Source organism: Streptomyces sp. NPDC004111 (genome assembly GCF_042874215.1).
Lineage (GTDB): Bacteria > Actinomycetota > Actinomycetes > Streptomycetales > Streptomycetaceae > Streptomyces.
Map to the genome: position 1 here is coordinate 1 of NZ_JBIAMU010000016.1, position 19,589 is coordinate 19,589.

The following is a 19,589-nucleotide window of genomic DNA, read 5'->3' on the forward strand; positions in this document are numbered from 1 at the left end:
GCCGGGGGCCGCCCCCTTGCCCGCCCGTCCCGCCCCCCGGGGGGCGGCCCCGCCGCCCAAGGAGGCGGGGCGGGGGGGGTGCGGCACCGCCGCCCAAGGAGGCGGGGCGTGGGGGTGCGGCAGCGCCGCGCAAGGGGGCGGGGTCCGGAGTGAGGGGCGCGGTTCCGTTAGGGCGGTGTGAAGGGGGCCAGCGCGGCGATGAGCGTCGCCCTGTGCCAGCGCCGCTCCTCCGCCGGCCCCACCACCGCAAAGGCGTACCGCCGCCCGTCCCCCGCGGTGAACACCCGCTGGAGCAGCGCGAGCCGCCGCCCCGTGCGGGGGCTGTCGTACGAGTAGCGGAGTTCGGCGGCGCCCCTGCCGGTGGGATGCAGCGCTTCGAGTTCGAAGCCGGGCAGCCCGCGGTGGGTGGCGACCGTGATGCGCAGCGCCCGGGTGGCGCTGATGTCCCGTTCGGCGAGCGGCCAGAACTGCAGGAACCTGCTGTACGGGGCGTCCGGCGCCCGGTAGTACACGGACGCCGCCTCGCTGCGCCGCCACCCGCCGGGAACGGCCAGGGTCACCCCGGACGGATCCCGCACCACGGCGAAGTCCGCGGGCACGGTGGGGGTGGGAGAGGAAGAGGGAGAGGGAGACGACGAGGGCGGAGAGGTGACGGGGGCCGGCCGGGGCGACCCCGGCGTTCCCACCGCCCCCGCCGCCCCCGCCGTCCCCGGCGCTCCCGCCCCCACCGCATGCGACGCATCGATCCGTACCGCCGACGGCCCGGCCCCCGCCCCGTCCCCGCGTCCGTTGACCAGCCACCCGGTGCCCACCCCGAGCACCAGCCCGCCCGCGACGAGCAGCGCGCCGAACGGGGTCACCCGTACCCCGCGCCGCGCCCGCCCGACGCTGAACGGCGAGCGGGGGTACGGGGCCTGCCCGGCGTCCGCCCCGTGGCCGTCCCGGCCCGCGCCGTCGCCCGGACCCCAGTCCTCTTCGTCACGCACCGGCACCGGGCCCCCTCCGTAGGAACTCCCGTACGAGCGGGGCAACATCGTAGATCGGCCGACCCCGGAGAGTAAGGTCCCCGGCCCGCCGGGACACCCGGAACACCCGGAAACACTTGGCTCGGGCACGGCGAAGGCCCCCACCCCCGGAACACGGGAGTGGGGGCCTTCGCCCGAAGCGAATCGGATCAGATCAGATCAGGCCGAGCTCGCGCACCGCGTCGCGCTCTTCCTTCAGCTCCTGGACCGACGCGTCGATGCGCGCGCGGGAGAACTCGTTGATCTCCAGGCCCTGGACGATCTCGTACTTGCCGTCCTTGCAGGTGACGGGGAAGGAGGAGATCAGGCCCTCCGGGACGCCGTACGAGCCGTCCGACGGGATGCCCATCGAGGTCCAGTCGCCGGCGGCGGTGCCGTTGACCCAGGTGTGGACGTGGTCGATGGCGGCGTTGGCGGCCGAGGCGGCGGAGGACGCGCCACGGGCCTCGATGATCGCGGCGCCGCGCTTGGCGACGGTCGGGATGAAGGTGTCGGCGAGCCACTGCTCGTCGTTCACGACCTCGGCGGCGTTCTTGCCCGCGACCTCGGCGTGGAAGATGTCCGGGTACTGGGTGGCCGAGTGGTTGCCCCAGATCGTGAGCTTCTTCAGCTCGGAGACCGGGGTGCCGGTCTTCTTCGAGAGCTGCGAGAGCGCGCGGTTGTGGTCGAGGCGGGTCATCGCGGTGAAGCGCTCGGCCGGTACGTCCGGGGCGGCGGCCTGCGCGATGAGCGCGTTGGTGTTGGCCGGGTTGCCGACGACGAGGACGCGGATGTCGTCCGCGGCGTTGTCGTTGATGGCCTTGCCCTGCGGCTTGAAGATGCCGCCGTTGGCGGACAGCAGGTCGCCGCGCTCCATGCCCTTGGTGCGGGGGCGGGCGCCGACGAGGAGGGCGACGTTGGCACCGTCGAAGCCGACGTTCGCGTCGTCGGTGATCTCGATGCCCTGGAGCAGCGGGAAGGCGCAGTCGTCGAGCTCCATGGCGGTGCCCTCAGCGGCCTTCAGGCCCTGCGGGATCTCCAGGAGACGCAGCTTGACCGGCACGTCCTGGCCGAGCAGGTGACCGGAGGCGATGCGGAAGAGCAGCGCGTAGCCGATCTGGCCGGCCGCGCCGGTGACGGTGACATTCACGGGAGTGCGGGTCATGGCGATCTCCGTAAGACAAGCGAAGTGGCGGGGGTCCCTGCCCCTTGTGTGCGGGATATCTCGATGTGGAGAGATGTCCGTGCGTCAGGCTATCGGACCCCGGACGGGACCGTCCCCCGGGTCCCTGTGGGACGCCGCACACCGGGGGCGCGGGGCGCGTCGCCGGGGCACGGACGAACGGCCCCCGCACACGAAGACGGCCGCCCGCGCAAAGGGGGGAGTTGCGCGGGCGGCCGTCCCGGGGTGAAGAACACCCGTGGGGGGATGTCATGCACCTGCCCCGAAGGGCGCGGGGCATTCCCCCGAATCTGCGAGTTTTTTCATTCGGCTACCGTGCAGCCCTTCTTGCCCGACTTCAGCGTGGCGCACGCCTTCGCCTCGTCGGCGGTGGCCGCTGCCACCATCGGCGTGTAGGCGTCGGTGGCGGCGTTGACGGTGCCCTTCTGACCGGCGGCGGAGGTGTCCGAGGAGACGGTCACCTTGTCGCCGGAGCCGGCGCCGGTGATCCGGGCCCAGGCCGCACCGCAGGTCTTGCTGTAGCGGACCTCGATGCTCGCGGTGCCGACCTTGCCGCGCGCGGACGTGACGGCGTACTCGCCGCCGCAGCCCATCGCCTCGGGGTCCTTGCCCTCGCAGGCGTCGCCGTTGCACTTGACCCCGGCGGGCAGCTTGGGCGTGGTGGGCTTCTGGGTGGCCACCGGCGTCTTGCCCGCCTGCGGGTCCTTGTCCTTGTCGTCGCCGCCCGTCAGGAGCACGGCGGCGACGATCACCAGCAGCGCGCCGACGACACCCGCGAGGAACATCGTCAGCTTGCGGCGCTGCCGCTGGCGGTCCGGCGCCGAGTTGGGCGGCGGCTGGTGCGAGGGACGCGGCGACTCGGGCGCCGAGGGGCGGTTGTAGCCGCCGCCGGCCCCGCCCGCACCGCCCCGGCCCTGTGCGGACCCGGACGCGGAGGGGCTGTTGTAGCTCTGGCCCTGGCTGAAGCCGCGCTCGAAGTCGCTGGCGTAGTCCCGCTCGTGCTCGGGACGGCCGGTGCTCCGGGCACCCGCACCCGCACCGGCGCCCGCGCCGGGACCGGACGACTGGCCCTGGCCGGTGCGCTGCTTGGGCAGCCCGGTGGACAGGTTGGTGGTCATGTCCAGGGCGTCGTTGTTCGCCGGACGGGCCGGACGGGCCGCGCGCGGCGCCTCGGACGTGCGCGGGCCGCCGGCGGGACCGGACGCGCCCGGACGGGCCGCGCGGTCGGAGACCGCACCGGACGCACCGCGCGAGGGCGGAGCGGCACTGCTCTGCTTGCGGGCGCGCCCGTTCTTCGTACCCGGCTGTCCGAACTCGCCCAGCGCGGCGCGCGCCTGGGAGATCCGGATGGCCTCCATCGTCATGTCGTGGCGCATCTCGGAACGGCTCCAGGCGCGCTCCGCGAGCTCCCACATGGTGGTGAGGTGAACGGGGTTCGTCCCGGTCACCTCGGACAGCGCGACGACCGCACCCTTGGGCGCGAGCAGCCGTCCGTTGAGATAGCGATCCCAGGACGTCTTGCTGTACCCGGTGCGGTCCGCCACGGCGGCGACGCTCAGTCCGCTGCGGTCGACGAGCCTGCGCAGCTGGTTCGCGAACTCCCTGACCTGCGGGTCGAGTCCCTCCGGCAGCGCTTTCCAACGAGGCATTGCTTCCCCCTTGTCCCCCCGTACGTTCCTGATGTGCCCCGCGCTCTTCCCCTGCCCCCTGCCCGTGTCCCTTCGAACCTGGGGAACCTGGCTACCCAGAGGGATGCGCGGAGCCAGGATGTCAGTTCCTGGGATGGGAGCGCACGGGAGCAATTCGGAACACCGGCGCACCCCATTGCACGCCTCCCGTCCCGATCGCCCGTACCAGTGTCCCATCGTTGCTGTGTGCGGATTGCCGGAGCCCTGGGCTTCCCCTCCGGACACCCGCTATGTCCCCACAAGTCCAACCTTCCGGCGTCTTCACCCGGTACAAGATCTTTAAGATGATCCACATCAGAACGCCGGAGTTCAAGACGCTGTTCAATCCCAGAATGGTTCCGTCGAGTTGCGCTTGTCGATCACGTTTGGATCACTTGCCGAAGCACTCCGGAATTCCCCCCGTCGCCGGCTCCAAACAGACCCGCGCACCCGACGGATCGCGCGGTGCGGTCATCGCCGTGACCACCCACCCTGTGGCATCCCCCACATCAAGAGCCGCCGCCCGCATCACCTTTCCACCGTTTTCGCCCCTTTCGCCCGCCTTGACGGGGCCGCCGCCCGCGTCCCTGAGCGCCGGGTAGAGCGCCACCTTGTCGCCCACCTTCAGATGCGAGGCGCGCACCCACATCGACCGGCACAGCTCGCTGTACCTGATCTCCAGGCGCTGGCCCTCCTTCGCGAACCGGTCCACCAGCGACGTCGCCGCACCCTGCTGCCCGCACCCCATGCCCGTCGGGGCCCGCCCCTCGCACTGCACCCCGAGGCAGCCCGCCTCGACGCCCGCCGCACCGGTCGGCCGCCGCACCGGGTCGCCACCGGTCACGGCCCGCGGACCACCGGCCCCGAAGGCGGCGACCCCGGCGAACACGGCCGCCGCACCGACCGCGGCACCGGCCGCCAGCAGGGCGTACGGCCGCCACCCCGTCCGGCGCGCGGGCGCGGGACCGGAGGGCGGGGCGGGGGCGGACACCTGCGGCGGGACCGTCTCCGGCGCCCCTGCACCCGACCGGCCGCTCCACGCCGCGTCCGCCAGCTCCCACAGCGCGAACAGCCGCCCGCACGGCTCCCGGGCCACCGCGCACAGCGCCTCGACGGCCTGCCTGGGCACCGGCTTCTTGCCGTTGAGATAGCGCTCCCACGACGACTTGCTGTACGGGGTGCGCTCGGCCAGCGCGGCCAGACTGAGGCCGGTACGTGCCTTCAACTCGCGCAATTCCTCCGCCAGATGGGCACAGTCACCGACGCTCCCGGGCACATTCCGCGGCCCGCCGTCCGTCACCCCGCTCACCGGCGCAGCTCCTGCCAGGTGTGTTCGCCGACCACTCCGTCCACGACCAGCCGGTGCTCCCGCTGGAAGATCTCGACCGCGCCCCTGGCCCGCGCCCCGTACAGGCCGTCGACCGCCCCCGGGTCGAGGTGGTGGTATCGCAGCAGGCACTGCGCCTCGACCACGTCCCAGCCCTTGGAGTTCGTCATCAGCAGGGCGTCGCGGCTGACGCTGTGCCCCGCGTAGAGCCCGCCGTCCTTGCGCCCGACCTCGCACGGGAACGTCCGCCCCTCCTCGTACGCGTAGCCCCGCGCGGCACCGTCCGCGGGCGCCCCCTCGTCGCCCAGCACCCGGGCGAGGGCGTAGCCGGCGGCGAGGGCGACCAGCAGGGCGAACACCGCGACCCCGACCAGCGGCGGGCCCAAGTGGAGGGTGCGGGCGGTCGGCGGCCCCGGCCCGTCGGCCCCGGCCGGGGCGCCGGTCCCGTCGGCCGGCGCCGCCGCGGCCGGCTCCTCGCGGCCGTCGGCCGCCGCCGCGGCCGTCCCCGGCAGGTCCCGCTCCCGCTGCCCGTCGCGTTCGCGGGCGGCGACGTCGTACAGGACGAGCAGCCTGGTGGGGTCGGCGCCGCAGACCCGGGCCAGGTCCGCGACCGCCTCCCTGGGCGGCGGGGTGCGGCCGTTGAGGTAGCGCTCCCAGGAGGAGCGGCTGCTCGCGGTCTTGGTCTCCAGCGCGACCAGGCTGAGACCGCTGTGGTCCTTCATCCTTCTGAGCTGAACGACCAGTTGACGGTCCCGCTCCCCCAGCTCCGCCGGCAGTGCCTTCCAACGCGCCATGACCACCCCGTACGCGCTCGTACTTGTCCGGGCACACCGTGCCCGGAACCCCCGAACCGGGTGATTACTACCCCCGGCAGTCCCCACTGATGATGCGGGGCGCCGCCGCGGGGGTTCCCGGTTTCCGGCGGTCCGGACGCGTTCCGGACATTTTCCGCCCGCAGCGCGCGTCCCCGCCGTCCCACCGCGACGTCCTGGGACACCGCGTCCCCGCAGGTGGCGGGCTGGGACGTCCCGCCGTGTCCCGGCCGGGGCCGCCGCTCTGGTGGCGACCGGAAGTGGCCCCGCACTGTTGTGCCGTACACCGCTCGTACAGCTCAGCAACGGGGAGGAAACACCTATGCGATCCCAGAAGCGTGCCGTCGCACTCGCGACGGCGGCACTGTCGGTCGGCGGACTGTTCGCCGTCGGGACGGCCCCCGGCGCCGCCGCGGCACCGGCCCAGTCCCAGGCACGCGCCGTCCCGTCGGCACCGGCGACGCTCGGCGCGTCCGGCGTCGCGGCGGCGGCCGTCAACGCCCGGGTGCGCTGCGCCTGGCCGCGCGTCTGCTTCTACCGCAACAGCACGCTCAAGGCCGCGTACAAGGACCGGGGCTACCAGCGGCTCGGCTCCGGAGGCCGCTCGTCCAACGTCGTCGTCAACTCCCGCCGCGACGACGGCGCCCGCATCTACCTCCAGCGCCGCAACGGCAGCGGCAAGCACTGGGAGTGCGCGCGGCCCGGCCGCAGCTACCGGATCAGCTCCGGCTGGATGCCGTACGCGATCAACATCCGCAACAGCCCCAGCTGCCGCTGACCGGCATCGGGCAACCGGTGCGCCGGGGGCCATGAGCGCGGTGGCCCGGCCCCTCCCCCGAGGAGGGACCGGGCCACCGCCCTGTCCGGGACGGCCGGTCGGTACGGACCGGCCGGTCAGCGCACCGTGAAGCGGACCACGTCCTCCAGGAGCGGGATCGTCAGCCAGGGCCTGGGCTGCGTCATCAGGGCGAGCAGCGTGATGGCGAGCCCGAGCACCCCGTACGTCAGGATGTCGGTGAACCGGGAGCGGACGGCGAGCATCCCGACCGAGGGCAGCGACCAGCGCAGTACGGCACCGGTGAGCAGGGCCAGCCCGATCAGGACCGTGCCCAGCCGGAAACCGATCTCGAACGCGTCGACCGCGACGACCAGCAGCCCGAGCCCGGTCGTGCCCAGGACCGTGATCAGCGGCCACTGTCTGGCGGGCGCCGGGGCGTCCCCGGGAGCGGCCCGGCCGCCACCCTCGGGACGGGCGGTGTCCCTGGTGAACAGGGGAAAGCGCCGGGTGCTCCGGACGGGCCCCTCGGGACCCGGCGCACTGACGGCACCGGGGGCAACGGGCTCGGACTCGGTCTCCGTCTCGGGCTCGGGCTCGGGCTCGGGCTCGGTCTCGGAGCCAGTGGCGGCCTCGGAGGCGGAGTCGGCGCCGGCTGCGGACCCGGCGGGCTCGGGGGCGGCGGCGGCGCGGGCTGCCGACTCGGACTCGGCGGCCGGACCGGTCCCGGGGCCGGACTTGGGTTCCGGTGCAGACTCCGGCTCGGGCTTCGGCTTCGACTTCGGCTTCGGCTTCGGCTCGTACTCCGACTGGGACTCCGGCTCCCGGGCGGACGCCGGATCCGGATCCGGATCCGAACTCGCCCCCGGCGCCGGCCGGGACCCGTCCTGCCGCCCCGACCCGGACTCCGGGTCCGGCTCGGACTCCGCCCCCGGCTCGGACTCCGGGTCCGGCCCCGGCGGGGACGCCGGAAGGGCCGCTGCCTCCGCCACGGTCCCCGGCTTCGGCTCCGTCCCCGGTTCCGCCGTGGCTCCCGCGGAGCCCTTGGCGCCGCTCACCTCACCGCGGCGGGGGCCGCCGCGGTCGTCCGCCTTGCCGCTCATGGCCGTCGGTACCTTTCCCCGTCAGCCCGCGTCGGTGATACCGGCGGCACGCTCCGCGGCCTCGACGACGTTGACCAGCAGCTGTGCGCGGGTCATCGGGCCGACGCCGCCCGGGTTGGGGGCGACCCAGCCGGCGACCTCGGCGACGCCCGGGTGGACATCGCCGACGATCTTGCCGTTCTCGTCGCGGCTGACGCCGACGTCCAGCACGGCCGCGCCCGGCTTGACGTCCTCGGGCTTGATCAGGTGCGGAACACCGGCCGCGGCCACGATGATGTCGGCCTGGCGCAGGTGCGAGGAGAGGTCCCGGGTGCCGGTGTGGCACTGGGTGACCGTCGCGTTCTCGGACTTGCGGGTGAGGACGAGGGGCATCGGGCGGCCGATGGTGATGCCGCGGCCGACGACGACCACGTGGGCGCCCGCGATCTCGACGTTGTGGTGGCGGAGCAGCTGGACGATGCCGTACGGGGTGCAGGGCAGCGGGCCGGTCTCACCGATGACGAGCCGGCCGAGGCTCATCGGGTGCAGGCCGTCGGCGTCCTTGGCCGGGTCCATCAGCTCCAGGACGCGGTTGGTGTCGATGCCCTTGGGGAGCGGGAGTTGGACGATGTAGCCGGTGCAGGCCGGGTCCTCGTTGAGCTCCCGTACGACGGCCTCGATCTCCTCCTGGGTGGCGGTGTCGGGCAGTTCGCGCTGGATGGAGGCGATGCCGACCTGGGCGCAGTCGCGGTGCTTGCCCGCGACGTACCACTTGCTGCCCGGGTCGTCGCCGACCAGCAGGGTGCCGAGCCCGGGAGTGACTCCCCGGCTGTTCAGGGCCGCCACGCGGCCGGAAAGTTCGGACTTGATCGCGGCTGCGGTGGCCTTGCCGTCGAGAATCTGGGCAGTCATGGACCCATCTTCGCGGAAGAGTGCCCCGGGGTTCCAATTCGGCCTTCCCCCTTTGTCACCAGCCGGAACCAAACGTTGCGCTTACACAACACATAGAGCTACCGGCTGGACAAAATGCTGACCGTAATACAACGATGTGGCGCGCAGTTCCGCGGCAGCGCAGGGGGGCACACCGCTCGTTTTACGTAACTTCCTCCGCTCGGCCCGCACCGTCCCCAGCACCAACGGAGGAATCGCACGTGAGCTTCGGCGACCCCAACAACCCTTACGGCCAGCAGCCGCAGCAGCCCCCGCAGGGCCAGCCCGGCTACGGCTACCCGCAGCAGCCGCCGCAGGGTCAGCCCGGTTACGGCTACCCGCAGCAGGCCCCGCAGGGCGTCCCGCAGCAGGGTTACGGCTACCCGCAGCAGCCGGGCCAGCCGATGCCCGGTCCGGCCGGCACCCTCCAGGCCAACAACGGCTACATCAACGTGGCGGGCCTGGGCACCGTCGAACTCGCCACGATGGGCCGCCGCCTGGGTGCGCGCGCGCTCGACGCCGTGGCCTACGGCATCCTGTACGCGATCTTCTCGGCGATCGGCCTGGCGGGTCTGGTGGGTGCGTCGAACACCCTCAAGGACTGCGACCCGATGGCCGCGGACTACACCCAGTGCGTGAACGACAACGCCAGCGCGGGCGCGGGCATCATCGCCGGCTTCTTCGGCGCCCTCGCCCTCTTCGGACTCATCGCCCTGCTCTACGAATGGCTGATGGTCTCCATCTGGGGCGCCACGCTCGGCAAGATGGTCCTCGGTGTGAAGGTCGTGAAGGAGTCCACCGGTCAGGCCCCCGGCCTGGGTGCGGGCTTCATCCGCTGGATCATCCCGATGGTCGGTTCGCTCTTCTGCGGTCTCGGCACGCTCCTGGTCTACCTCTCCCCGTTCTTCGACAACTCGGGCAAGCTCCAGGGCTGGCACGACCGGGCAGGCAGCACCATCGTCATCAAGAAGTAATTGCGGCGCCCCGGAAGCAAAACTTCCGGAGGGGTCCTGTGAAGGCCGTCAATTCCTCGCCCGTGGTGCGGAATTGACGGCCTTCCGTCTTACCCGGAGCGCTCCGCCGCCCGCCCCGGCCCGAGCACCGCGTGAAGGAGGCCGCGCCCCCGTGTGCCAGGGACGCGGCCTCCTTCGGCTACGTCAGCTACGTGCGCGTGATCAGTGGAAGAAGTGGCGCGTGCCGGTGAAGTACATCGTCACGCCCGCCTTCTTCGCCGCCTCGACCACCAGCTCGTCACGGACCGAACCGCCGGGCTGGACCACGGCCCTGATGCCCGCGTTCAGCAGGATCTCCAGGCCGTCGGGGAACGGGAAGAAGGCGTCCGACGCGGCGTAGGAGCCGCGGGCCCGCTCCTCACCCGCCCGCTCGACGGCCAGCTTCGCGGAGTCGACGCGGTTGACCTGGCCCATGCCGACGCCGACGCTGGCGCCGCCCTTGGCGAGCAGGATCGCGTTGGACTTCACCGCGCGGGAGGCCTTCCAGGCGAAGGACAGCTCCTGGAGTTCCTCGGCGGACAGCGCGTCACCGGTGGCCAGCGTCCAGTTGGCCGGGTCGTCGCCGTCGGCCTGGAGGCGGTCGGTGACCTGGAGCAGGGCGCCGCCGTCGATCGGCTTGACCTCGACGGTGTCCGAGGGGGCGCCGTCGCAGCGCAGTACCCGGATGTTCTTCTTGCGGGCGAGGACCTCGACGGCCCCGTCCTCGTACCCCGGGGCGACGATGACCTCGGTGAAGATCTCCGCGACCTGCTCGGCCATGGCGAGGCTCACCGGGCGGTTGACGGCGATGACGCCGCCGAACGCGGAGAGCGGGTCGCAGGCGTGCGCCTTGCGGTGCGCCTCGGCGACGTCGTCACCGATGGCGATGCCGCACGGGTTGGCGTGCTTGATGATCGCGACGCACGGCTCGGCGTGGTCGTAGGCGGCGCGGCGGGCGGCGTCGGTGTCGGTGAAGTTGTTGTACGACATCTCCTTGCCGTGCAGCTGCTCGGCCTCCGCCAGACCCCCCTTGCCGTTGACGTAGAGGGCGGCGCCCTGGTGGGGGTTCTCGCCGTACCGCAGGACGTTCTTGCGGGCGTACGTCTGACCGATGAAGTCGGGGAAACCACTGTCGTCGGCGGCGGCGTAGTCATCGGCGAACCAGGCGGCCACGGCGACGTCGTACGCCGCCGTGTGCTGGAAGGCCTCGCCGGCCAGCCGCTTGCGGGCGGTGAGGTCGAAGCCGCCCTCGGCGACGGCCGCCAGGACGTCGGTGTACCGCTCGGGGCTGGTGACGACGGCGACCGACGGGTGGTTCTTGGCGGCGGCGCGGACCATGGACGGGCCGCCGATGTCGATCTGCTCGACGCACTCGTCGGGGGTGGCGCCCGAGGCGACGGTCTGCGTGAAGGGGTAGAGGTTCACGACGACCAGCTCGAAGGGCTTGATCTCCAGCTCGGCGAGCTGCCGCTGGTGGTCCTCCAGGCGCAGGTCGGCGAGGATGCCGGCGTGCACGCGCGGGTGCAGGGTCTTGACCCGGCCGTCCAGGCACTCGGGGAACCCGGTGAGCTCCTCGACCTTGGTGACGGGCACCCCGGCGGCGGCGATCTTCGCTGCGGTGGAGCCGGTCGACACCAGCTCGACGCCCGCCGCGTGGAGGCCCTGGGCGAGCTCCTCAAGACCGGTCTTGTCGTAGACGCTGATCAGCGCGCGACGGATGGGCTTAAGCACCGTGCTCACGAATTCGTACCTTTCGTCCCTCTATGCGGTAGCCGTGCCGGGCCAGACGCCCCACGACCTCGACGAGCAGCGTGCGCTCGACTTCCTTGATGCGCTCATGGAGAGCGGCTTCGTCGTCCTCACTCCGCACCTCGACCACGCCCTGGGCGATGATCGGGCCGGTGTCGACGCCGTCGTCGACGAAGTGGACCGTGCACCCGGTGACCTTCGCGCCGTACGCGAGTGCGTCACGGACACCGTGGGCGCCGGGAAAACTGGGGAGCAGGGCGGGGTGCGTATTGACCGTCCGCCCGCCGAAGAGGGCGAGGAACTCCTTGCCCACGATCTTCATGAAGCCCGCCGAGACGACGAGATCGGGCTCGTACGCGGCGATGGCGGCGGCCAGCGCGGCGTCCCACTCCTCGCGGGTGGGGTGGTCCTTCACCTTGACGACGAAGGTGGGCAGGCCGGCCCGCTCGGCCCGCTCCAGACCGGCGATGCGGTCGCGGTCCGCGCCGACCGCGACGACCTCGGCGCCGTATCCGGCCGGGTCCGCGGCGATGGCGTCCAGCAGTGCTTGGAGGTTCGTACCGGAACCGGAGACCAGGACCACCAGTCGGGCGGGGGTTCTCGGTCGCTGTCCGGAGCCTGAGGCGGCGGTGGAGGAGGGGGGCGGGGAGGCCACGGCGGGTCTCTTTCTCGCGGGTGGTGCGGTTTGTATGGTCGTACGAACGCGTCGCACCCCGCTGTACGGGGAACCCTACGAACGCGTCGACCGCTCGCAACGATACCGGCACACCGGGCCGCCCCCACGGGACGGGTGCACGCACGGGAGGTAGCGTCAGGGCAGGACTCCCTCCCCTCACCGCCCTGCCCGTACGCCGGGGGCGGCAGCGGGAGGGGCACCAGCCGACATACGACCTTCCGCACTGCGGAGCACAACGCTCCGGGAGCCGCCGGAGGGCTTGAGGGGAAGACGTTCACCAGATGACGGACCGACGCCGCCGCACCGCGGCTCTCCGCCGCCCGCTTCCGCTGCTGCCGGAACCGCTGCTTCCGAGGGTGGTGGGCGGGCTTCCCGCCGACGGCAGGGGGGCGGGGCAGGCGCTCAGGGAAGGGCAGTCGCCCTCGTCGTCGCCTTCTTCTTCGTCTTCGTCGTCCTCGCAGGAGGGGTCCGGCTCGGGCTCGGGCTCTGATTCGGGCTCCGGCTCGGCCTCGGGCTCCGATTCGGGCTCGGACTCCGGTTCCGGTTCCGGTTCGCGCGGCAGGGCGGGCAAGCCGGTCCAGGAGGACAATCCGTTCGCGCCGCCGCCCGAGGGCAGGCCGGACCAGCCGTGGCAGCCCCGCAGGCCGGCCCGCGGGAACGACCGCGGAAACGACTCGTCGTCCGATTCCGCTTCCGGCCGCTCCCCGGGCGGTGTGTGGAGCAACCGTCAACCCGGCCGGGGCGAGGGTCCCTTCGGCGGGACGGGCGGCAACGACCGCGGCCCCGGCGGCCCCGAGGGTCCCGGCGGCGGTCCGGGAGCCGGGCTGCGCTGGGACCCGATGGACCCCGCGCAGCGCCGCGCGCGCTACGCGCTGCTGGCGGGCATGTGGGCCTTCTTCTTCGCCGTCTTCTCCCAGCAGGAGATCTCGCTGCTGCTGGGCGCGCTGGCGTTGTACTGGGGCATCAGCTCGCTCCGCAACAAGGCGAAGCCGAACGAATCGGCGGCCACCGCCGTCTCGCCCGCCCCCGCTCCCACTCCGCCCGTCTCCACCAGGCCGCAGACGACGGCCGCGGTGAGCGGGCTGGTGACGGCGGCACTGGCGCTGATGATCGTGGCGGCCACGTTCACCGTGCAGATGGTGTACCGGGACTACTACACGTGCGTGGCGGACTCGCTGACGAAGTCGGCCCAGCTGTCATGCAACGACGAGCTGCCGAAGTCCCTGGTGCCGGTCTTCGGCGTCAAGGAGTAGCGGGGCGGCAACGCCCCTCCGGGGGGCGCCGGAAGGGGTGCGGACAAGCGCTGGGACAACGCCTCGCCGGGGGGGGCGCCGGAGAAGCTGCGGACAGGCGCTGGGACAACGCCTCTCCGGGGCGCCGGAATGAGTTGCGGACAGGCGCCCGCGCGGGGCGCCCCCGCCGCCCGGCTCCCCCGCTACCGCCCGGTGCGTCCGTCCCCGGCACCGTCCTCCGGCAGCTCCGCCATCAGCCCGCCCGACGCCTCCCGCAACGCCGCCCACCTGGCCTCGCGCGCACCGTTGCCGTGCCACGCGGAGGCCGGGTCGGGCACCTGAGCGCTCCGGCCGTCTCCGGTGTCGGTGCCGTCCGCACCGGCCGCACTCGCCGTACTGGCCGCGTCGTTCGTACCGGCTGCCGTACCGGCCGCGTCGCTGGTGCCGTTCGTACCGCTCGTACCCGCGGCGCCGTTCGCGGCACCCGTGCTGTCACCGCCGTCGGTGCGTCCCGTTCCGGCGGCGCTGTTCGGGACGGCGGCCGTCGGGGGCCGCTCCGGGTCATCGGCAGGGGCCCGGCCCTGCTCCGCGTCCGGCTCCGGCTCCGGGGCCGGGGGCGGCGTCGCCGGAGGGGCCGGGACCGGGATCGGGGCCTGTACCGGAGCCGGGACCGGGATCGGCGCCCCGGCCGTGGGCGGCTCCGGGGCGAACGCCGGCAGCGGGTACGGCGTCACGAACTCCCCGCCAGCCGCCCCCGCCTTCCGGAAGCTCCAGTTCCGCCAGCCGTCCCGCAGGAACGCCCACGGCGACCTCTCCCGCACCCGCCACGCCCGCAGCACCAGCGCTCCCGGCACTCCCACCGCCGCCGTCCACACCGCGGCCCCCAGGCCCGCCTGCCACCACACCGGCCCGAACTCCGCGAGCCGCTCCGTGCCCAGTGCCCCGCCGGACGCCGCCGCGAGCAGCGCCATGGCCAGCCCGCAGACCACCGCGCCCAGGGCCGCGGTGCCCGCCGTCTCCCGCCGCCCCCACGCCTCCTCCCGTACGGCGAAGGCGGGCGCGGCCGTCCGTACCGTGAACCAGGCGACCGTCAGCCCCGCGACCAACGGGACCGCCGCCACCGCCCAGTTGAGCGGGGTGCCGCGCCCCTCTCCGGGGAGGGCGGCCAGCAGCGGGAAGTGCGGGAGCGCCGCGGCACCCGTGTTCCCCAGTGGCGTCACGACGGCACCCGTACCCAGCCCGAACCCGGTGCCGATCCCGTACGAGGCGGCCCAGACGGCGGCGTTCGGCACGAACAGCAGGGCCAGCAGCAGCACAGCGAAACGCCCCGACCACTCCCCCGCCAGATCCAGGAACGACTCCTGCGCCAGGTCCATGTGCAGCGCCAGCGACGCCCCGACGGCCAGCGCCCCGCCGCCCACCAGGACCGTCGTCCCGGCCACCGCGGCCCGGACCGCCACCGGGAGCCACGGGCGCACCAGGGCCCGCCGCAGGTCCCGGGGCACCCAGCCGGGCAGCGGACCGTGCGGCCTGCCGCAGGCGCTCCACACCCCGGCCGCCGCGGCGCAGGACACCACGAGCGGCAGCCACAGCGCGACGGTCCCGGGCACGGCGGGCAGCGGTCCGCCGGCCGCGTACAGCGCGGCGGCGAACCCGACGGCCAGATATCCGGCCGTCACACCGCCGAAGGCGGCCCAGCCGGACGGCAGGTTCCGCACGGTGCCCGGCTCCGCGCCGTCCTCGTCCGCCTCCTCCTCCAGCGCGTCCCTGGCCGCCCGGTGCGCGAGCCACACGGGCAGCACGGTGCAGAGCAACGGCGTCAGCGCGACGGGCGCGGCGGCGCCGTTCAGGGTTTCCGGCCGCACGAGATCGGCGCCGTGCGCGAGCAGCCACAGCCCGGCGGCGATGTGCAGCGCGGCCCCGGCTCCGGCGTCCGGGTACGGCGAACTGATCCACAGCACCATGACCACCACGGCGAACGCCCCGAGCCCCAGCCCGGCGGCCAGCACCCCGCGCAACAGGCAGACGACCCAGGCGGATCGGGGATTGTGCACGGCGTACGACGGTGCGGACGCCGTGCCGCCCTCCGGCTGTTCGTACGCGTGCTCGCGCGGGCCCTGGTGCCGGTGCTCGTGCTCGTGCTCGTGCTGCGGGCCCTGCTGCTCGACCGCTGGGTTCGGGTTCACGCGGCCATGCTGCCTACGACACGCGCCATCTTCGCGTAACGAGCGAATGGCCGACGTGTCGCCCAATATACGTTTATGTACTTTTTCGCCCGGCGCAGTACGACGGGGATCGCAGGGGTCACGGGAATCGCGGGGATCACGGAGGTACTGCCATGACCCGTACCTCCCGGCCCACCTCCACCACCGCCACCTCCTCCGCACCTTCCGCCCCCGCTGCCGCGGAGGAACTGCCGCCGCCGAGGGAGCGGCGCAGGCTGCGCGAGGCGAAGGCGCTGTCGCAGGCACAGGTGGCGGCGATCGTGGGCGTCACCCGCGAGACCGTCCGCTCCTGGGAGACCGGCCGCACCAGCCCGCGGGGCCGCAAGCGCGAGGTCTACACCCGGCTGCTGGCCGGTATCGCGCGAGAGCTCCGCACCCAGGGCGAGGCCGTCCCGGTGCGCACCGCCGGCCCGGCGGCCGTCGGCAGGAAGCCGGCCTCCCCGGCCACGCCGAAGTCCCCGGGCACCCCGAAACCGTCGGCAGCCCGGAAGCCCCCGACGACGGCACGGCCCACGGCTGCGGCGGCTTCTTCGGCCCCCTCGACCGCACCGGACACCCAGGCCGCACCGGACACCCAGACCGCTCTGACCTCCCCGGACGCTCCGACCTCACCAGACACTCCGACTTCTCCGGACGCTCTGACCTCTCCGGACGCTCCGAGCGTGGTGCCCACACCAGCCACGTCGGACGCGTCAGCCGTCACGGACATCCCGGCGGCACCTCCCGCACCGGCGCCCCAAGCCGCCGAAGCGCCCCAAGCCTCGGAAGCAGCCGAAGCGGCCCATCCGGGCGACGAGTCCGAGGCATCTGACGCATCTGACGTATCCGACGAAGCCCCCTCCGGCCCGGCGGACGCAGCGGAGCCGGAGGCCGAGCGGCCCACTCCCACCCAGGCCTTCGACCACCTCTACAGCCGCACCGCCCCCTCGCTCCTGCGCCAGACCTATCTGCTCACCGGACGGCACCGGCTCTCGCGCGAGTCCGTGGAGCGGGCCTTCGACCTGGCCTGGCAGCGCTGGCCCGAGGTGGCGACGGACCGCGACCCGGCCGGCTGGGTGCGTGCGGCGGCATACGAGTACGCGATGTCCCCGTGGCACCGGCTGCGCCCGCGCCACCGCCACGTCGACCCGCCGGTGGCGGCGGACTCCGGCGCCGCCGAACCCGGCTCCGTACCCGCTCGGGCACCCGGCCCCGGGGAGCGGGCCCTGCTGCACGCGCTGCTCGAACTGCCGCCCCCGTACCGCCGCACCCTCGTCCTGTACGACGGTCTCGGGCTGGACCTCCCGGAGACCGCGGCCGAGACCGAGGCCTCCACCCCGGCCACCGCGAACCGCATCGTGCACGCCCGTTCCGCGCTCGCCCACGAGCTGCCGGAGCTGGCCGAGGCCCGTACCCCGGCCGACCGCTCCCGCGTCGTGCAGGAACGTCTCAGCACTCTCGCCCTCGCCCGCTCCCTGGACGACCTCCCGCCCGGCGCGGCGGTCCGGACGAAGAGCGAGCGCAGGACGCGCTTCTGGACCAGGGCGGCCATCGCGTTCACCACGCTGATCATCGGCGCGACGGCGTTCACGCTGTCCACAGCGCCGACGCAGTACGAGGCGCCGCGCCCGCCCGGCGAACCCGTCGGCGGGGTGCCCGCGCGCAGCGGCCCGCAGCACCTCTCCCGGTACGACATGCAGCTGCGCGACCAGCTCCGCGCCGAGCCCGACAACGGCCCGGAGCGCCTGGTTCCGCAGTCCCGCTAGCCCCACGTCCGCCGGACAGCGCGGAAGGCCCGCACCCCCTCGCCGGGGGTGCGGGCCTTCCGGGTACCGCGTCGGGTACGGCGCCTGCGGGGCGGTGATCAGCCCGCGAGGATCGCGCGCGCCAGCTTCGCCGTCTCGGTCGGCGTCTTGCCGACCTTGACGCCGGCGGCCTCAAGGGCCTCCTTCTTCGCCTGGGCGGTGCCCGACGAACCGGAGACGATCGCGCCGGCGTGACCCATCGTCTTGCCCTCGGGGGCGGTGAAGCCCGCGACGTAGCCGACGACCGGCTTGGTCACGTTCTTCGCGATGTAGTCGGCCGCACGCTCCTCGGCGTCGCCTCCGATCTCGCCGATCATGACGATCAGGTCGGTCTCGGGGTCGGCCTCGAACGCGGCGAGCGCGTCGATGTGCGTGGTGCCGATGACCGGGTCGCCACCGATGCCGACGGCCGAGGTGAAGCCGATGTCACGGAGCTCGTACATCATCTGGTACGTCAGCGTGCCGGACTTCGAGACCAGGCCGATGCGGCCCGGCTTCGTGATGTCGCCCGGGATGATGCCGGCGTTGGACTGGCCCGGGGTGATGAGACCGGGGCAGTTCGGGCCGATGATGCGGGTCTTGTTGCCCTTGGCCGAGGCGTACGCCCAGAAGGCGGCGGAGTCGTGCACCGCGATGCCCTCGGTGATGACGACGGCGAGCGGGATCTCGGCGTCGATCGCCTCGACGACGGCGGCCTTGGCGAACGCCGGCGGAACGAAGAGGACGGACACGTCGGCGCCCGTCTTCTCCATGGCTTCCTTGACGGAGCCGAAGACCGGGACCTCGGTGCCGTCGAAGTCGACGGACGTGCCGGCCTTGCGCGGGTTCACGCCGCCGACGATGTTAGTGCCGTCGGCCAGCATGAGCTTGGTGTGCTTCATGCCCGTGGCACCGGTCATGCCCTGGACGATGACCTTGCTGTCCTTGGTGAGGAAGATAGCCATGGTGTTTGGAGTCCCTCTTCCTTACTTCGCAGCTGCGGCGAGCTCGGCGGCCTTGTCGGCCGCACCGTCCATGGTGTCCACGCGCTGGACCAGCGGGTGGTTGGCGTCGGAGAGGATCTTGCGACCCAGCTCCGCGTTGTTGCCGTCGAGACGGACAACGAGGGGCTTGGTGACTTCCTCGCCCTTGCTCTTCAGCAGCTCCAGGGCCTGGACGATGCCGTTGGCGACCTCGTCACAGGCGGTGATGCCACCGAAGACGTTGACGAACACGGACTTGACGTCCGGGTCGCCGAGGATGATCTCCAGGCCGTTCGCCATGACCTCGGCGGAGGCGCCGCCACCGATGTCGAGGAAGTTGGCGGGCTTCACGTTGCCGTGGTTCTCACCGGCGTACGCGACGACGTCCAGGGTCGACATGACCAGGCCGGCGCCGTTGCCGATGATGCCGACCTCGCCGTCCAGCTTGACGTAGTTGAGGTTCTTGGCCTTGGCAGCGGCTTCGAGCGGGTTGGCCGCTGCCTTGTCCTCAAGGGCCTCGTGGTCGGGCTGACGGAAGTCGGCGTTCTCGTCGAGAGACACCTTTCCGTCGAGCGCCAGGATCCGGCCGTCCTTGGTCTTGACCAGCGGGTTGACCTCGACGAGGAGGGCGTCCTCGGCGACGAAGGTGTCCCACAGGGTCACCAGGACCTCGGCGACGCCCTCGGCGACCTCGGCCGGGAACTTCGCCTGGGCGACGATCTCGCGGGCCTTCTCGATGGTGACGCCGTCGTTGGCGTTGACCGGGACCTTCGCGAGGGCCTCGGGGGTCTTCTCCGCGACCTCCTCGATGTCCATGCCGCCCTGCACCGAGGCCATGGCCAGGAAGGTGCGGTTGGTGCGGTCGAGGAGGTACGAGACGTAGTACTCGGCCTCGATCTCCGGGGACAGCTCGGCAATCATCACCTTGTGGACCGTGTGGCCCTTGATGTCCATGCCGAGGATGTCCGTCGCACGGGCGACGGCCTCGTCGGGGGTGGCGGCGAGCTTCACGCCACCGGCCTTTCCACGGCCGCCGACCTTCACCTGAGCCTTGACGACGGACTTGCCGCCCATCCCCTCAGTGGCCTTGCGCGCCGCCTCAGGCGTGTCAATGACTTCACCGGCCAGCACCGGTACACCGTGCTTGGCGAAGAGGTCCCTCGCCTGGTACTCGAACAGGTCCACGCGC

Annotated in this window: 16 protein-coding genes; 4 read left to right on the top strand and 12 right to left on the bottom strand. The window is 72.9% G+C overall.

Features of this window, described 5'->3' with window-relative positions; translation table 11 throughout:
• Positions 1–167: 167 nt before the first annotated feature.
• From ACFYVL_RS28590 to ACFYVL_RS28610, 5 genes are all read right to left on the bottom strand, one after another.
• A complete protein-coding gene (locus tag ACFYVL_RS28590; RefSeq protein ID WP_389249809.1) occupies positions 168–986 on the bottom strand; it encodes a hypothetical protein in 819 nt (272 codons plus the stop codon).
• 193 nt (positions 987–1,179) lie between these two features.
• Positions 1,180–2,169, bottom strand: coding sequence for a malate dehydrogenase (locus ACFYVL_RS28595; protein WP_389249811.1), 990 nt, complete (start codon positions 2,167–2,169; stop codon positions 1,180–1,182).
• 320 nt (positions 2,170–2,489) lie between these two features.
• A complete protein-coding gene (locus ACFYVL_RS28600; RefSeq protein ID WP_389249813.1) occupies positions 2,490–3,836 on the bottom strand; it encodes a DUF2690 domain-containing protein in 1,347 nt (448 codons plus the stop codon).
• Positions 3,837–4,245: 409 nt separating this feature from the next.
• A complete protein-coding gene (locus tag ACFYVL_RS28605) occupies positions 4,246–5,163 on the bottom strand; it encodes a helix-turn-helix domain-containing protein (RefSeq protein ID WP_389249815.1) in 918 nt (305 codons plus the stop codon).
• On the bottom strand, positions 5,160–5,975 hold the full coding sequence (locus ACFYVL_RS28610; protein WP_389249817.1) for a helix-turn-helix domain-containing protein: 816 nt from the start codon (positions 5,973–5,975) through the stop codon (positions 5,160–5,162). Before ACFYVL_RS28610 ends, ACFYVL_RS28605 begins: the two co-directional genes overlap by 4 nt.
• 340 nt (positions 5,976–6,315) lie before the next feature.
• Between ACFYVL_RS28610 and ACFYVL_RS28615 the strand changes: the two genes are divergently transcribed.
• Positions 6,316–6,771 (top strand): hypothetical protein, encoded by a 456-nt coding sequence (locus ACFYVL_RS28615; RefSeq protein ID WP_389249819.1) that lies wholly within the window; start codon positions 6,316–6,318, stop codon positions 6,769–6,771.
• Between the two features lie 116 nt (positions 6,772–6,887).
• Here the strand turns inward: ACFYVL_RS28615 and ACFYVL_RS28620 are convergent, their stop codons facing one another.
• Together ACFYVL_RS28620 and ACFYVL_RS28625 are read right to left on the bottom strand one after the other, a co-directional pair.
• Positions 6,888–7,871 carry a DUF3017 domain-containing protein gene (locus ACFYVL_RS28620; protein WP_389249821.1) on the bottom strand — a complete coding sequence of 328 codons (984 nt, stop codon included), beginning with the start codon at positions 7,869–7,871 and terminating at the stop codon, positions 6,888–6,890.
• Between the two features lie 21 nt (positions 7,872–7,892).
• Positions 7,893–8,762 (bottom strand): bifunctional methylenetetrahydrofolate dehydrogenase/methenyltetrahydrofolate cyclohydrolase, encoded by an 870-nt coding sequence (locus tag ACFYVL_RS28625; protein WP_389249823.1) that lies wholly within the window; start codon positions 8,760–8,762, stop codon positions 7,893–7,895.
• A gap of 239 nt (positions 8,763–9,001) precedes the next feature.
• Here ACFYVL_RS28625 and ACFYVL_RS28630 point away from each other — a divergent pair, with 239 nt between their 5' ends.
• Positions 9,002–9,754, top strand: a complete 753-nt coding sequence (locus ACFYVL_RS28630; protein ID WP_389249825.1) for an RDD family protein — start codon at positions 9,002–9,004, stop codon at positions 9,752–9,754.
• A gap of 201 nt (positions 9,755–9,955) precedes the next feature.
• On the opposite strand, the gene purH is transcribed toward ACFYVL_RS28630, so the two are convergent.
• Together purH and purN are read right to left on the bottom strand one after the other, a co-directional pair.
• Positions 9,956–11,512, bottom strand: coding sequence for a bifunctional phosphoribosylaminoimidazolecarboxamide formyltransferase/IMP cyclohydrolase (purH, locus tag ACFYVL_RS28635; protein WP_389249827.1), 1,557 nt, complete (start codon positions 11,510–11,512; stop codon positions 9,956–9,958).
• Positions 11,496–12,176, bottom strand: a complete 681-nt coding sequence (gene purN, locus ACFYVL_RS28640) for a phosphoribosylglycinamide formyltransferase (protein WP_389249829.1) — start codon at positions 12,174–12,176, stop codon at positions 11,496–11,498. The genes purH and purN overlap by 17 nt, the downstream gene beginning before the upstream one ends.
• Positions 12,177–12,478: 302 nt before the next feature.
• Here purN and ACFYVL_RS28645 point away from each other — a divergent pair, with 302 nt between their 5' ends.
• Positions 12,479–13,450: a hypothetical protein gene (locus ACFYVL_RS28645; protein ID WP_389249831.1), complete on the top strand. Its 972-nt coding sequence runs from the start codon at positions 12,479–12,481 to the stop codon at positions 13,448–13,450.
• Between the two features lie 182 nt (positions 13,451–13,632).
• On the opposite strand, the gene ACFYVL_RS28650 is transcribed toward ACFYVL_RS28645, so the two are convergent.
• Positions 13,633–15,615, bottom strand: a complete 1,983-nt coding sequence (locus tag ACFYVL_RS28650; protein WP_389249833.1) for a DUF6350 family protein — start codon at positions 15,613–15,615, stop codon at positions 13,633–13,635.
• Between the two features lie 152 nt (positions 15,616–15,767).
• On the opposite strand from ACFYVL_RS28650, the gene ACFYVL_RS28655 reads away from it, so the two are divergent.
• Positions 15,768–17,399: a sigma factor-like helix-turn-helix DNA-binding protein gene (locus ACFYVL_RS28655; RefSeq protein ID WP_389249836.1), complete on the top strand. Its 1,632-nt coding sequence runs from the start codon at positions 15,768–15,770 to the stop codon at positions 17,397–17,399.
• Positions 17,400–17,497: 98 nt separating this feature from the next.
• Here ACFYVL_RS28655 and sucD read toward each other — a convergent pair whose 3' ends face one another.
• Both sucD and sucC read right to left on the bottom strand, forming a co-directional pair.
• Positions 17,498–18,382: a succinate--CoA ligase subunit alpha gene (gene sucD, locus ACFYVL_RS28660; protein ID WP_389249838.1), complete on the bottom strand. Its 885-nt coding sequence runs from the start codon at positions 18,380–18,382 to the stop codon at positions 17,498–17,500.
• Between the two features lie 21 nt (positions 18,383–18,403).
• Complete coding sequence (gene sucC, locus ACFYVL_RS28665) at positions 18,404–19,585, bottom strand: ADP-forming succinate--CoA ligase subunit beta (protein ID WP_389249840.1); 1,182 nt, start codon at positions 19,583–19,585, stop codon at positions 18,404–18,406.
• Positions 19,586–19,589: the final 4 nt, after the last annotated feature.